Consider the following 14,815-nt stretch of genomic DNA (forward strand, 5'->3'; position numbering starts at 1 on the left):
ATGGATAAAAATTAAAAACATACTTTCTTTCATTCAGTATTGGATTGGAGGAATAGGATTGCAGAATTTAAAACTTATTGGAAGTAAAACTGAACAAGAAATAAGAGAACTTCTTATTAAATCTAATCAGTCACTTTTGAAAAAAGATGAAAATGGAAGGCTTCTTGAAGTGATACAACATGCATACCCCGAAATGAAAACAGCATACATTCTTCATTGGATACCTGAACAAGGCGAGGACATTTATAAGGTTTTAATAAACGATAGCATTATTGCAGAGATTGAATTAGATCGGAATAATTGTAAAACAGAAGCGACAGTCGAGAATATTACTCTTCGTCAGTATTTACAAGGGCTTAGTAAGTTAAATCAAATTAAATTATCGGTTGCTCTTGATTTAGCGAAGCAGGACTTAACAGTTCTAGATTGTCTTGATTAGTGAAAAGGCTTTTCCAACTTTTCCAAGAATCAATGTAGGCACACATGAACATCCAATAATTCTAGTAGGCGAAGAGGTAAGACATTGGTTACAAAAGAATAGTTCCGGAATTGAAACGTCTTAAATTGACAAGGGAGAGGTAATAATTATGGCTTATGAAGAGTTAAGCAAGGAAGTTTCATATGCCCTGCGACACGCGCCATGGGAATATGAATTAGAAATAGATGATGAAGGCTGGGTTTCTCTTGAACAATTAAGAGACGCTTTTTTAGCCACTTCGAAGTGGAGCAAGTTAGAGGTTAATGATTTTATTGACATGGTCAGTATGGCAGAGAAGAAGCGTCATGAAATACACGGCAATAAAATTAGAGCGTTATATGGACATTCAAATAGTATCCTTAAGATAGTAAAAGAAGAAAGAGTACCACCAAATGTATTGTATCATGGTACGGCTAAGAGATTTTTGGAGAAAATCAAGATAGAGGGACTACTTCCACAAGCACGACAATATGTACATTTATCAGTCGATATGGAGACAGCTATTCTCGTTGGAAAAAGAAGAGATCATGACCCGCGAATATTGAAGATCAAAGCAAAAGAAGCCTACGACCAGGGTGTTAAATTTTACTATGGAAACGATAATGTTTGGCTAGTGGATTCGATTGATGCTAAGTATATTGAAAATATTAATCAATAAATTAATTTTTGGGATGATAATATGTTCGTTTGGTACATACACAGGATGGTGAAAAATGTTTGAATTAAATAATATTATAGACTTAACTAAATATGGACCAGCAAGCGAAAAAGAAATACTTGCCATTGAAGACATGATGAACCTTAAGCTACCCGCTGAATATAGAACTTTCCTCAAATACACTAATGGTCTCTCTACTGCAGGTGGTGTGTTGATTTACGGGACAGAAGAAATAATCGAGCGAAACGAAACTTGGGAAGTAAATGAATATGCAAAGGGCTATGTTGCAATCGGTGATGATGGAGGCGGTACTGTCTTTTTAATGGGACTCGATATAGCAGGTACGGTTTTCGCAGTGGGTTGCGGAGATATGAATCCACAAAATGCATCTATCATTGCCGTAGATTTTAACAGTTGGATTGATAGTGGTTGTTTTAGTAAGTCAGAGGAAGAAGAGTTAGGTGAACCTATTGTTACTTGTAATATTGTGTTAACAGCTTCACCAAATGGGGGATTAAAAGATTTAGTTGAAATAAAAAATGTTCTGCACATAAAGATCGCTGCTTTTGATTTACTAAAGTGTTCTAAAAATCTTCCTTGTGAACTTGTTAAGGACTATTCTTACGATCAGGCTATAAAGCTTATTGAATCATTGGGGGCAATTGGACAAACACTAAAAGTAGTTCCTTTAAGTAAAAAAGAGTAAAAAATTATATATTACTTAGGCTTATTCCAACCAAAAAGGTGAGAAGGAATAAGCTTTTTATTTTGTAATGATGGCGTAAATAGTGATTTGTGATAATAATCTGACAGTTTAAAATCGAAAAATATATATTGAGCAAAAATACTACATTATCTATTATTTTTTAGTATTTTATAGAGAAAATTGTTGAATGTATAAAATAAGGTTGTATAATGAAGTTGTAGCAACATATTTGGTTATTTATTCCTTGGTAAATAATTGGTAAATAAACTTTAGGAAATATGTGGCTACAACAAACGCAAGAAAATAACTAATGAAATGAGGAGATTTTAATGATGAACATGATTCAATTTTTAGAACAAAATCCGTCGTTGGTAACATTGTTAAAAGAAAAAAAGGCTTCTCTAGTTGGTGTTTCAGAGCTTGAACAAAAGGCAATTATAGAATCTTTCGATGAAGATTTATGCATGAAAAGTCGAATTTGGCAAAGTTAAAAAATTTTAAGTATTACTGGCTTGCTATAAGTGTCTATCTTTTATTAGGGTTATATTTGCTCTATGTCACTTATAGCGCGCCTTTTTTAAGTATTGAAATAGATGATGAAAATGGGCAATGGCTTATTATAGATCCTTATTATAAAGAGTGGGCAAATAAACAAGACATAGTAGCTGGAGATATTGTTTTAGAAGTAGATCATACTCAAATTAATGATTTACCTAGTATAATGTACGACTCAGTTATACTATCTGCTAAGGTTTTAACGATTCTAAAAGCTGATGGAAGAACGATTGAAATACAAATAAATCATTTAGACATTCCACAACAATTATATTATTTGTTAATAGTCCCTGCTTGTTATTATTTCCTAACTCTAATTATCTCGATTTATTTATATTACAAACAAAAAAAAGATGTGCTATTGAACTTGCTTAATATGTTTATACTCACTGTTTCATTGGCATATGTTAGCATCGGAGCATCTAGCAAATTAAATAACATCGGAATAATTGTTAATAGTGGTAGCTTGCTATTATGTTTGGTGTTTTTAATACACTTTTTAAGAAATTATTTTAATTTTTTAGAAATAGAGTGGGCTTTATTTAAAAAAATTCAAGTGTTTTATACAATACCATTGATTGCGGTCATTCTTAGTATTTTTAGTATTATTTATCCATTTGCAAGACCAATAATCTCTAATACAATTTTATGGTTATTTTTTGTATTGCTTATTTTAATTATTGGCACATTAATAATTTGTTATTTCAAATACAAAACACCGCAATTAAAAGTATTATTATCAAGTATCATTATTCCTTTTCTACCATTTCTATTTCTGTATGCGTTGCCTTTTATATTCTTCCAAAAAGAAATAGTTTCAGCAGATGTATGCTCCTTATTCTTAATGCTTATACCTTATAGTTTTATATTTACGCAGCTCACTGAACGTATATTTGATATGGAATATTTTATTACGCGTTTGCGCCATTATATTAATTTTTCATTTGCTTTTACGATTTGGCTATTAATGGGCCTTTATTCGATTACTGATTTATCTATTTCAAAAATGACGGAAATATTCTTTTTTGCCTTCTTATCATTAATAGCACTTTTCTATATTAAAGAGAAAGTAGATTATCGAAAGCGAAAAATTCTTTTTTCAACAAAAGGAGATTATATCCATCGCTTGTATAAGACAGTTGAAAGTATCGGAAGGGTCGTAAAAATTGAGGACTTACTTGAGAAATTTGTTCAGGAAGTTGCTTTACATCTTGAAATGAATAATGTTTACGTATTAACCTATGATTTGCAAACACATCAAGTTATTTCAACTGGCAAATCAAAAGAAAATACACAAAATCAAATTGACGAAGACTTCCTTGAGAAACTCCGTTTGGGAGATATCAAGAAAACGGATCATTTTTATATTGCCTTTATCCACCAAGACGTTAATTATAAAAGAATACTAGTTGTAGACCATCATAAATCCATTTATCTAAAGGATGAGGAATTATTATGGCTTGAATTATTACTTTTATATTTAAATAATTTTATTGAAAATACAAAAATGGTGGAGGAGCTTCTCGAACAGTTAAAGCATATGAAGGAAGCTGATAAAAGCCAGCTACCTTGGCTAAATAAGTTACTTTGGTTACGATTTGAAGAAGAAAAATACCAGTTAGCTCAAGAACTTCATGATACGATTTTACAAGAGCAACTCCATATTGCTAGAGAAATGGATGTATGTATACATGCAAAGAAAAAGGCGGATATTCAATCGAACCTTACTAAGATTCATAATCATATGATTACATCGGTGAATGATTTAAGAGGCTACTGTGAAAATTTGAAGCCACCTTTACTAGATACATTGGGATTAAATGCTGCGCTTGAGAAGCTTATTCAAAAAATACATAAGCGTGCGGATTTTGTTTTAATTTACACAATCGATCGTCTTTACTTAGAGGATGAGCGTTTAAACTTGATGATTTATCGGCTATTCCAAGAGTTATTGAACAATGCCTTGAAGCATTCTTATGCCAATACTGTTGAAATTCACCTATTAGAAACAGAAAATGGTTTTGAAATCAATTATTCTGATGATGGTGTAGGATGTAAAAAGGATGATATCATTCTAGCTGATTCAATGGGGATAAGGGGTATGCAGGAGCGGGTACACGCCTTTAATGGTCAGTTTTCTATTAACACCAATGTAGGAGAAGGCATGTCCATTCGAATTAAAGTAGATGAAGGAAATCATACCCATTACTTTGGCCAAGACACCTATAATAGAAGGCCAATTCATAGTAGAGGCTAATAGATAAATAATTTCACACCTCCTAACCTTTCGTATTGTGCAGATTTCACAATACTAATATGGATTAGGAGGTTTTGCTTTGGTTTTTTTATGACAAATACCATTATTTGTGTATAGTTATATAGAAGGGAGATGATCATCTTCATGGAAATAGAAAAAATGATCCTAAACTATACATCTCAACAAAATGAATTAAGAAAGCGTATATCTCTACAAAACAATTTTTCTGAAGATCAAATTAAACTTGTTGCAGGAGTGGATATTGCCTATTGGGGTGAAAATAATAAAGAATATGGAGTTTGTTGCATTCAAGTTTTTGATTTTTGTTCAAAAAAATTAGTGGAACAAGTTGATTACATGGATGAAATTACAACTCCTTATATTTCCGGGTTTTTAGCTTTTCGTGAATTGCCTCTTATTTTAGAAGCTGTTAAAAAGTTGAAAACGAATCCAAACCTTTATATGTTTGATGGAAATGGTTATTTACATAAGCGCAATATGGGCGTTGCAACACATGCTTCATTCTACTTAGAAAAACCGACAATTGGTGTAGCGAAAACGTATTATAAAATTGAAAATACGGATTTTATCATGCCGGAAAATAAATCAGGAGCGTTTACTGATATTGTCATTGAAGGGGAAGTATATGGTCGTGCTCTGAGGAGTAGAAAGGATGTTAAACCAATTTTTGTTTCATGTGGAAACGACATTGATTTAGATACAGCAACTAAAATCACGATGCATTTTATTGAAAAGGATAGCCGATTACCAATCCCTACAAGATATGCGGACTTGGCAACTCATCAGGCAAGGAAATTGCATCAAGATGATGTGTGAAAAAATGTCAGTATATCTAAGTGTAGCGTGGAGGTTATAAATGACCACGCAAGCAAAAGAGTTGGACAGATGAGGAAGATCAAGTCTGGCATCAGTATTTAGATACCCATAAAATCTAAATTAACATACATGTAAAAGAGGCATCTCAATATGAGATGCCTCTTTGATTTTATTTATTATATGCGCTTAGCGTGGGCCCGAAGATATTTTTCAACATCATTATATAATCCTGATTGGTTTGAGTATTTTACGTAGTTTTTGGCGGTACGTAACCAATCTAATGTCGAGGGCTGTAACTCTTCTAAAGTGTGTAATAAATCAGTAGTCGTGATTGGACGCTCATTACCAGTTGTTAAAATTTCTGCAAGGACATTTTCAGTAGCTAATTCAATCACATTTTCGATGTCTGCACCTGAGAAAAATTCAGTTTGAGCGGCAAGTGTTGCTACATCTATTTCTTCAGCATATCTTCCCGCTAGCTTCAACTTAAAAATTTGCTCTCTCGCATTTTTATCTGGTGGAGCGACAAAGATGAGGCGATCGAATCGACCAGGTCGCTTTAAGGCATTATCAACGTCCCATGGGGTATTCGTAGCGGCCATGACAAGCACTTCATCTGTACTTGTATCGATTCCTTCCATCTCTGTAAGAAATGTATTAATTAAGCTTCTAGAACGCTCTGAAGACTGTGAACGGCTATAACCAATTGTATCTACTTCATCAAAGAACATAATACTTGGTCTTTGAAAGCGTGCTTTATCAAAAAAGCTTTTTAAATTTAGTTCACTTTCTCCAGTATAAGCTCTTAATATATCTGTAATATGAATAGGGTAGAAATTTGCCTTGCATTCACCGGCAGTTGCCTTGGCGATAAATGTTTTTCCGCATCCAGGCGGACCATAGAGGAGAACGCCACCGCCTACTTTTTTTCGAAATTTAGCAAACAAACCCTTGTTGTAAAACGGGCTAATTATCCGAAGATTAATCGTCTTTTTTAAGTCATCAAGGCCAGCAACATCCGCAAAAGTGATTTGTCCCTTACCTTTTTTTACGGTTTTTTGAGGGACTTCACCGTTAATAATTTTCAACTTAGGTCCAAGATTTATTTGTCCGTTGTCTTGATCCGACTCGGTTTCGTCACTTTCGACTTCTCTTTCAAGCAATTCTTCTGCAGAAGCGGCAATGGCTTCCTCAGTCTCAATCATCTCACCATTATCATGACCTTCATGCTCAACAACTGGTGAATGGAAATCTGTTGAAGTTGTTTGTTGAATTTGAACACTCGCTTTTGTTAATTCATTTATGATTTCCATACGTAGTGTATCATCTGTACAGAGAGAAATGCCTGTAGAATATGCTTGCACGGCTTCTAGCCAACGCCCATTATCTGCAAGTTCTTTTCCAAGCCAGTAGTGTGCTTGAGGATCGGCTGGGCTTTGTTCTACCATTTGTTGTAACCATTTTACTTTATCCATATCGATGGCCCCTTATTTTTCTTAGTCCTTTTACTAATGGAACTGAAATCCATGTGTATAGTGCAAGTACTACATAGCATTGTAAAAATACCATTGCAATATTGTCGACTCCTATTGCAAGTAATAAGAAAGTCATCCCAATACCAACTAACCAAATAATAGCGGGACCTCCTAAACGCTCGATAAAACGGTTAGGTGCTAACAGCGGGTGGGCTGTAATTTCCATTTCTTCTAATATAGAGAGTAATGTTTGATCTTCAGGATTTAAAAGAAAGGCTTGTCTGTAATATTCTTTCGCTTCTTTTTCATTATTTCGGAATGAGGCATTTATCCCAAGGTGCAATAATTTAGCCATTTCACTATCTGCTGAATTCATATATTGTTCTAATGCAAGGATTTGTTGCTCTTTATTTCCATGCACGCCTTCTAAAATAAAGTTTATACGTAACACATATGAATTTTCTGGATCTAATTCTAATGCTTTATTTATTAATAACTTTGCTTTTTTACGATGGCCAGTCTTTTTCATTAAAACAGCATAGGCAGCATGTGTTTCGGCATCATTTGGATTTAAGCGAAGTGCTTCAAGAAAAGCTTCCTCTGCTTCTTGCCATCGCTCGGTTTGCATGTAAAGATGGCCGAGAAAATAAAATATGATTTCCTCATCATAGCCTAATCTCATTGCTTCGTGAAACTGTTCTTCTGCCTCGTCAAATTCGTTTATTGCATAATTACAGTATCCTAACATATACCAAAGCCTGCTGTTTTCAAAATGGTCAGGTAGTTCCTCATTAATAAGTTCGATTACTTGGGGATATTTCCCTATATCGAAATAATGCTCTATGACTTCAAAGGATGGTTCTTCATATTCTTCGTATTCACTCATATTCTATTTATCTCCTTCCCTAAAGTGCTAGTATGAACAAAGTAGTAACAGCCTCAATTAAGCCCGAGATCATACAAACGATAAACCCTGGCCTCCATAATGATTCTGCTTCACCATCAACTGCTAAATGCTCTTTATAGGGTTCGTTTAGAAATGTAAAGAAGATGAAAAAACAAGCCGCCCCAAATAATCGTCCAATAAATTTTATATATTTTTCTTCAATTGGTAGTATTTGTTGTCCGATTGCATAAACGATTGCCAGTTTCGCAATAATGAGTACAATACTAATGATCGTTAGTAGCTGTATGTATTTTTTCTCAATTTTTAGCCATTTTCCGTTTTGGATACCTAATGCTACAATGGCAAAAATACCACCAAACATAGCAACAAAAAATAAATTACTAACTTCGTAACTTCTAGTCCTGTCTACATCATGGCTTGTTAAGCTAGGTTTATAAAGATTTTCCATATTACCATCGACCTCCTAATAACATTTGTATTATACATAGATTTCTTAATACTGGAAACCGTTTGTTGAGTGGAGTTAAGAAGGTGTTATTTCTTCCTGTATTTCCTGTTGAATTAAAAAGCACTTAGACCTATTTTTTTATATCATATAGTTAAATAGATTATATATTTTAATGAACATAACCGCAAATATGATAGTGGAGATATCAAATAAGTAATATTTATATTTAAAAAGATAAGTATTATCTACCTTTTTGGATAGATTGCTAAATTATAGGGAAATTTTTAGATTCAGACCGATATAAAATTTAGAAGGTATAAAGGAGGACAAACGTCTTGAATAAAAAGTTTTTATTATCAGTTGCAGCAATACCTGCAGTCATTGTTGCACCAACAGTAGTAGGGGCAGAAGAAACATCAACTATTAAAATAAACGCAGATGCGAAGGTCAATGACATAATCACAGCGGATGTGAAAAATTTACCGTCTAATACATATGTAAACAGTTATCAATGGTACTATATTGAAGCGGATGGTTCTGAAAAACTGATTCCTGGTGCTACAGGCATATCCTTTAAAGTGCCTGCTGAAGCAGAAAAGAAAACGATTATCGTAAAAGCGATCACTTCAAGTGATACTTATAAAAGTAATACATGTACGATAAAGCCATTGCAATTAAGCATTGAAGAACCAGTTTTTGAAGGTTACTCATCAACTAACTTTGTGACACCAGGTGATACTGTTAAAGTGGTAGGCGCAAATGTAATCGATGCAAATGGTACGAAATTAGAAAGTAACCAAATTACATACAGCTATCAATGGTTTTATAAAGTAGGAGAAGTCTTTTCCATTATTAATGGGGCAACAGGAGCAACATATACGATTCCTACGGATGCCTTAAATAAGGAACCGAAAGATATTGTAGTGAAAGTAACTGCGAAAGTAGGTGCATATACACTTGAATCGCTTCCCTCAAAAGTACTTACAGTATCGAAACAGCCGACAGAGACATTAACGAAGAATATTGAAGGTTTACTGAAGGATGGCAACAAATATAATTTGACAACAACCTTTGGAGAATTTCAGGCACTTGCGAAAGACTTAGATAAAAAATATCAAGCTCTATCAACTACTGCTAAAGCGAATGTTACTAATTATGAAGTATTGAAAAGAGCACTTGCAGATATTGCAGCTGTCGAAGCATTAAAAGAAAAATTGAATAAAATGGGCAATGTTGATAAAAAGGATTTACCTCAGTTTTTGAAAAATCTTGAAGCGGACTATAATAAGCTAGACTATTTACAGCGCAGTTTAGATGTTAATGATGAAATATACAATGCGATAAAAATGGCATTGCATAACCCATCCAATATTGACGAGCTTACGGAAGTACGAGAGATTAATAAACAAATTACTGCATTATTATCCTACGAAAATTCTTATATCAAATATGTCCCTTCTAGCTTAGAGTCTTTACAAGCTGAAGTGAACAAAATTGAAACTCGAATGTCGAAGCTGTCAAAAGATTACAAAGCAATTGTACAAAAACAAACAATTTTACAAGAAGCGAAGCAAGATATAAAGAAAATTGAGCAGTTCTTAAAATCATTTGATAAATTGTTGCCAAATGATACACCGAGCAAGCAAGTGACTACTGCGAAATCGATCCGCTCTACTTACGAAAAGTTTACTTACAAGCAAATGCTATTAGTTCCAAATACGTATAAAGAAAAATTGCAGAACGCGGAAAATGCAGAACAAATTCAAATTATGAAATTAAACGCATTAATTCAATCGTATGTTGGGGACAAGCAGTATCCAATTAATCCAACAAAAGAGACATGGAAAGAGAACGTAGATAATGTCAATAAAATAATCAGTGATTATAAAAACTTAACGAAGACTTCAGCGGCCCAAATTAAAGACTATGATCGCATTTTAACATTGCAAAAAGATCTTAAGACGGCTGAAAAAGTTATTAAGGATATGGATGCCTATCTAAAACTTAAGAAAACATCGGGAGTCTCAGAGAGTAAGTTAAAATCAAGCTATAGCAGTTCACTAAAAGCCTATAATAAGCTAACAAGTTTACAGCAATCACTTGTGTATAATGCAAAAGAATTTTTAAATAATTCACCAGATGTGACTGTTGGTAACGGTGGTAAGGAACCACAAGATAAAGCAGCAGCCCTAGCTTTAAAAACAAAAATCGATTCTTTTGCAAACATCACCAACTATTCTCTGCAACAATTAGAAACAGAAGTAGCGAGTGCTACAGCGGAATATAAAAAATTATCATCCGATGCCCGTAAATATGTGACGAATTACGACCTACTAACAGCAGCAAGTAAAGATATTTCAGGCGCCAAATCGTTCCTTAAAAAAGTACAGGATGCTAAAGAAGAAACGGATGTTACGAAGCAGGTTAAGAAAATTCAATCAGTGCAAACAGCTTATGCAAAGTTACCTGCAAACCAACAGCATTTAGCTAAAGATGAGTATGAAAAATTACTTAAACTATTAGATGGCAATGTTCCAGACGTATCAAAATTAGATAATGAAATCGCTGCAATGATAAACAATGATATGTACACAGTATCTATAGAAAAAATTAAAGAGCTATCCACTCAATATAATAAGTTAAGCTCTAGTGATAAAAAACGTGTTACCAATGCTTCTATCTTAACTACGGCTGTCTCTGATGTGAAAAAAGTAGAGTCATTCATGAAGCAGTATGACAAATCATTCGAAAAAAATCCAGCAACTGTTATTAAAGCATTTTCAAAATTGACGTCAAAACAGACGAGTTTAATAAATGAAAGTGTTCGGAAAAAAATTGTTGAAGCAGAAGCAAAACAACAAGCTGCAAACGAATCTGCTTTAAATTTGGTGGAAATGATCAATGGGCTTGAGAAAAATGGAGAATATATTGCCAATTTAGATACTGAAGTTACGAAAATTCGTACATCGTATGACAAGCTTAGTTCTACTGAGAAAAAAATAGTGAAAAATTACTCGAAGCTAACGCAGGCAGAAAGTGATTTGAAAAAAGTTACGGAAGTATATGAGTTATATAAAACTTACGAAGCCGCAACAGAAGAAAAGAAGCCAGCTGCATATAAAACGTGGCAAACTGCTTATGGCAAGCTTTCGAAAAAACTTGAACTTCTTTATAAACAAATGCAGCCATAATATTTTAATTAGTACTAGCCCCGAATAACGAATTTATTCGGGGTTTTTCTGTAGCGAAAAAGTCTCTTGATAAATTTATTTTTTTCATTTGTGTAGAATATCAAATCTTCGCTATACTATTTACAGTTAATCATTAATTCCAGAAGGTACGAAGCCTCCAAAGTTTTAAAAAATTATATCGGATAGAGTCTTCATAGTGTAAACTAGGGAGGCTCTGTTTTTGCCTAGCATTAAATTTTTTTTAGTGAAGTGTACGGAAGAGTAACGGAGATGTATTTTTTTGGAAGGAGAACACAAAATTGCCGACAAATCATATCAACAATCATCATGACCTTGTATCAGAATGGCTGAAACAGTTTCGTCCTTATGCGAAAGAGGGACAATGCGCAAGCTATATTCCTGCTTTATCAGAAAAAGATCCAAATCAATTAGCTATTTCGATTATCGGACCAGATCGTAACGAAATCAAAGCAGGAGAGACAGCTGAACTGTTTACCCTGCAAAGTGTTTCAAAAGTTGTGACATTTATTTTAGCGTGTATGGAACGGGGATTACCCTATGTTTTAGAGCGAGTAGATGTTGAACCTACAGGTGATACCTTCAATTCAATCATTCGTCTTGAAAGCCATCAACCTGGAAAACCTTTTAACCCAATGATTAATGCAGGAGCGATTACAGTATCCTCTATGCTTGACGGAAATTCACCACAAGAGAAGGTTACAAAAATCCTACATTTTTTAGAACAAATCGTTGGCAAAAAAATAAGGGTAAATGAAGAGGTTTTTCAATCTGAATGGCAAACAGCTAATCGTAATCGATCATTAGCATACTATTTAATGGATTCTGGTTTTTTAGATTGCCCTGTAGAGGAGGCATTGGAGGTTTATTTGAAACAATGTGCTATTGAAGTCAATGTTTCGGATTTAGCGATGATTGGTTTAGTAATCGCCAATGATGGCTATCATCCTCTATTAAAAACGCAACTCTTTCCAAAGCAAGTGGCTAAATTAGCGAAGGCATTAATGGTTACATGCGGTATGTATAATGCTTCTGGTAAATTTGCTGCATTTATCGGGTTACCCGCTAAAAGTGGTGTCTCTGGTGCAATTTTGGTGGCTGTACCAAGTCATGCAGGCTTAGATTCACCTTTCCCTGCTGGCTGCGGTATTGGCATTTACGGACCAGCAATTGATACCATTGGGAATAGTGTAGCAGGCGTGAATTTACTAAAGCATATCGCTACCGAGTGGAATATGACGATTTTTTAAACAATGAAAAAAAGATGACTTCTGTGCTGAGGTCATCTTTTTTGTTCATAAGTATATATGGTAAGTAGTTCCGTTTACGGGAATCCTTTTCATTGTAGGATCGTTAGTTGGTAATACTCTTAACCCGTTCTCTCTCGCCTTGTTAAAGCAAATCCGTTCTACTATTATATTGTCTGGATTTTTCTCGTAGACAATAATATTACAATCAGAACAATGGTAAACAATAGCGTAATAGAAATAACGATCTTATTTTTAATAAAAACCCTCCTTTTTTTAACTCCCTTTTATTCATACTATCGTTAATTTGTTAGGGATTATTACTTTGAGAAAAATAGAAAAATCCTGAATAGATTTACTTTCTTTGAAGTGTCACTATTCAGGACAGTTATTTTTAATGCCTCTTAACGTAGTTATTTCTTTCTTTTCACTTTGTAAATCATCATTAGTATGATAAACCAAATTGGTGTTAACAGTAATGCCGTACGAGTTTCCTCTGAAATGAACATAATAACTAATAGAAATGCGAAGAAGGCAAGTACTAAATAGTTCACGAACGGAGTAAATGGTGCCTTGAAAATTGATGCCTCATGAAGTGCACGATTTTTCCGTTTATAAATGATATGAGAAATTAAAATAATACTCCACACCCAAATAAAGCAAATAGCACTGATCGTTGTAACAACACTAAAGGCGCTTTCAGGCATCAGTTTACTTAGTAATGCTCCTGCAGATACAACAATTGCGGAAACAACGAGTGCGTTACTTGGTACACTGTTTTTATTAAGCTTGGCGAACGATGGTGAAGCTTGCTTATTGTTCCCAAGATTATAAAGCATGCGGCTTGTAGAGAATAAACCACTATTACCTGCTGAAGCAGCGGATGTTAGAACAACAAAATTAATAATCCCTGCAGCAATAGGGATACCAGCTAGTGTAAATACTTGTACAAATGGACTGCTTACGGCAGACATTTCATACCAAGGATTAATGCATAAAATAACAAATAATGCACCTACATAGAATAATAAAATACGAAATGGAATTTTGTTAATGGCAGACGGAATATTTTTTCTAGGGTCGTTCGTTTCAGCAGCAGAAACACCTACTAATTCGACACCTACAAAAGCGAAAACAACCATTTGGAAGGCCATTAGGAAGCCGTATAGGCCATTCGGGAACATCCCGCCATGTGCCCAAAGATTTTCAACTGCAACTGTGCCAGAACTTGTTTGAAAGCCTGTAAATAACATGATTAGTCCAATAACGATCAGCGCAACAATTGTGATGACCTTGATAAGGGCAAACCAAAATTCTAACTCACCAAATAGTTTTACAGTTAATAAGTTTAAAAATAATAACAGTACTAAACAGCCAATCGCTGGTACCCATTGAGGTATATCAAACCAATATTGTGCATAAACACCGACAGCAATAATATCTGCCATAGCGGTCATGACCCAGCAGAACCAGTAAGTCCAGCCAGTGACGTAGCCTGCCCAAGGACCTATGTATTCTGATGCAAAATCAGTAAATGATGTATAGCCTGCGTTCGATAATAATAATTCACCTAATGCACGCATAACAAAAAATAGGGCAGTTCCGACGATTAAATAGGCTAAGATGATGGAAGGTCCTGCTAAAGCAATGGCTTTGCCTGAACCTAAAAATAATCCAGTGCCTATTGTTCCGCCAATAGCAATGAGCTGCACATGGCGATTTTTTAAATCACGTTTTAATTGATGTTGTTCCACGTTAATCCCCCTCAAAGATGCATAAAAATTTTGACTGGAAAATAAAAAGAGACTAGTATTGACACTAGTCTCGTAAACGTCAGAATAACAAATACCAATTGCGAATGCTGGATATGAAAAAATAAACATTCATGTGGTATAGCTTTCATGATGAAAGTAGATATTACTCCTCTGTCCTTTTGCCTGAGATAGTGAACCCTTCGGCGACGCAAAATGCGTTCTCTCCAGAACTGCTCCTGCTATAGTGTGATCCATAGCATTCATAGCTTGTATTGTATTGCTTG

General features: G+C 34.4%; 12 protein-coding genes and 1 riboswitch. Of the genes, 8 read left to right on the forward strand and 4 right to left on the reverse strand.

Annotated elements, in window-relative coordinates; genetic code table 11:
- The first annotated feature begins 58 nt into the window (after positions 1-58).
- The 6 genes from ACB089_RS09005 (at position 59) to ACB089_RS09030 (ending at position 5,491) form a co-directional block, all read left to right on the forward strand.
- Positions 59-439, forward strand: a complete 381-nt coding sequence (locus ACB089_RS09005) for a hypothetical protein (protein ID WP_374966119.1) — start codon at positions 59-61, stop codon at positions 437-439.
- A 148-nt stretch (positions 440-587) separates the two neighbouring features.
- Positions 588-1,136 (forward strand): RNA 2'-phosphotransferase, encoded by a 549-nt coding sequence (locus ACB089_RS09010; protein ID WP_374966120.1) that lies wholly within the window; start codon positions 588-590, stop codon positions 1,134-1,136.
- 55 nt (positions 1,137-1,191) lie between these two features.
- The gene (locus tag ACB089_RS09015) at positions 1,192-1,842 is read left to right on the forward strand and encodes an SMI1/KNR4 family protein (protein ID WP_374966121.1); all 651 of its coding nucleotides are present in this window, start codon (positions 1,192-1,194) and stop codon (positions 1,840-1,842) included.
- A 329-nt stretch (positions 1,843-2,171) separates the two neighbouring features.
- Complete coding sequence (gene comX / locus ACB089_RS09020) at positions 2,172-2,333, forward strand: competence pheromone ComX (protein ID WP_374966122.1); 162 nt, start codon at positions 2,172-2,174, stop codon at positions 2,331-2,333.
- Entirely contained in the window at positions 2,321-4,654 is a 2,334-nt protein-coding gene (locus ACB089_RS09025) for an ATP-binding protein (RefSeq protein WP_374966123.1), read from the forward strand. Before comX ends, ACB089_RS09025 begins: the two co-directional genes overlap by 13 nt.
- A gap of 144 nt (positions 4,655-4,798) precedes the next feature.
- Positions 4,799-5,491, forward strand: coding sequence for an endonuclease V (locus tag ACB089_RS09030; RefSeq protein ID WP_374966124.1), 693 nt, complete (start codon positions 4,799-4,801; stop codon positions 5,489-5,491).
- Positions 5,492-5,667: 176 nt separating this feature from the next.
- On the opposite strand, the gene ACB089_RS09035 is transcribed toward ACB089_RS09030, so the two are convergent.
- Genes ACB089_RS09035 through ACB089_RS09045 form a run of 3 tightly spaced genes read right to left on the reverse strand, consistent with a single transcriptional unit; the run spans position 5,668 to position 8,321 of the window.
- Positions 5,668-6,966, reverse strand: coding sequence for an AAA family ATPase (locus tag ACB089_RS09035; RefSeq protein ID WP_374966125.1), 1,299 nt, complete (start codon positions 6,964-6,966; stop codon positions 5,668-5,670).
- Positions 6,959-7,852, reverse strand: coding sequence for a tetratricopeptide repeat protein (locus tag ACB089_RS09040; protein ID WP_374966126.1), 894 nt, complete (start codon positions 7,850-7,852; stop codon positions 6,959-6,961). Before ACB089_RS09040 ends, ACB089_RS09035 begins: the two co-directional genes overlap by 8 nt.
- A gap of 19 nt (positions 7,853-7,871) precedes the next feature.
- Positions 7,872-8,321: a hypothetical protein gene (locus ACB089_RS09045; protein WP_374966127.1), complete on the reverse strand. Its 450-nt coding sequence runs from the start codon at positions 8,319-8,321 to the stop codon at positions 7,872-7,874.
- A gap of 335 nt (positions 8,322-8,656) precedes the next feature.
- On the opposite strand from ACB089_RS09045, the gene ACB089_RS09050 reads away from it, so the two are divergent.
- Together ACB089_RS09050 and ACB089_RS09055 are read left to right on the forward strand one after the other, a co-directional pair.
- Positions 8,657-11,512, forward strand: coding sequence for a hypothetical protein (locus ACB089_RS09050; RefSeq protein WP_374966128.1), 2,856 nt, complete (start codon positions 8,657-8,659; stop codon positions 11,510-11,512).
- Positions 11,513-11,811: 299 nt separating this feature from the next.
- Complete coding sequence (locus ACB089_RS09055) at positions 11,812-12,780, forward strand: glutaminase (RefSeq protein ID WP_374966129.1); 969 nt, start codon at positions 11,812-11,814, stop codon at positions 12,778-12,780.
- 410 nt (positions 12,781-13,190) lie between these two features.
- Here the strand turns inward: ACB089_RS09055 and ACB089_RS09060 are convergent, their stop codons facing one another.
- Complete coding sequence (locus ACB089_RS09060) at positions 13,191-14,531, reverse strand: amino acid permease (protein ID WP_374966130.1); 1,341 nt, start codon at positions 14,529-14,531, stop codon at positions 13,191-13,193.
- Between the two features lie 161 nt (positions 14,532-14,692).
- Positions 14,693-14,769, reverse strand: a riboswitch (glycine riboswitch).
- Between the last annotated feature and the right edge of the window lie 46 nt (positions 14,770-14,815).

The organism is Lysinibacillus sp. RS10 (assembly GCF_041956855.1).
Taxonomy (GTDB): Bacteria; Bacillota; Bacilli; order Bacillales_A; family Planococcaceae; genus Lysinibacillus; species Lysinibacillus xylanilyticus_A.

Excerpts from the sequence above, each read along its gene's own strand:
- ACB089_RS09010 (WP_374966120.1), top strand. The coding sequence starts at position 588 with ATGGCTTATGAAGAGTTAAGCAAGGAAGTTTCATATGCCCTGCGACAC.
- ACB089_RS09015 (WP_374966121.1), top strand. The coding sequence starts at position 1,192 with ATGTTTGAATTAAATAATATTATAGACTTAACTAAATATGGACCAGCA.
- comX (WP_374966122.1), top strand. The coding sequence starts at position 2,172 with ATGATGAACATGATTCAATTTTTAGAACAAAATCCGTCGTTGGTAACA.
- ACB089_RS09030 (WP_374966124.1), top strand. The coding sequence starts at position 4,799 with ATGGAAATAGAAAAAATGATCCTAAACTATACATCTCAACAAAATGAA.
- ACB089_RS09035 (WP_374966125.1), bottom strand. The coding sequence starts at position 6,966 with ATGGATAAAGTAAAATGGTTACAACAAATGGTAGAACAAAGCCCAGCC.
- ACB089_RS09040 (WP_374966126.1), bottom strand. The coding sequence starts at position 7,852 with ATGAGTGAATACGAAGAATATGAAGAACCATCCTTTGAAGTCATAGAG.
- ACB089_RS09045 (WP_374966127.1), bottom strand. The coding sequence starts at position 8,321 with ATGGAAAATCTTTATAAACCTAGCTTAACAAGCCATGATGTAGACAGG.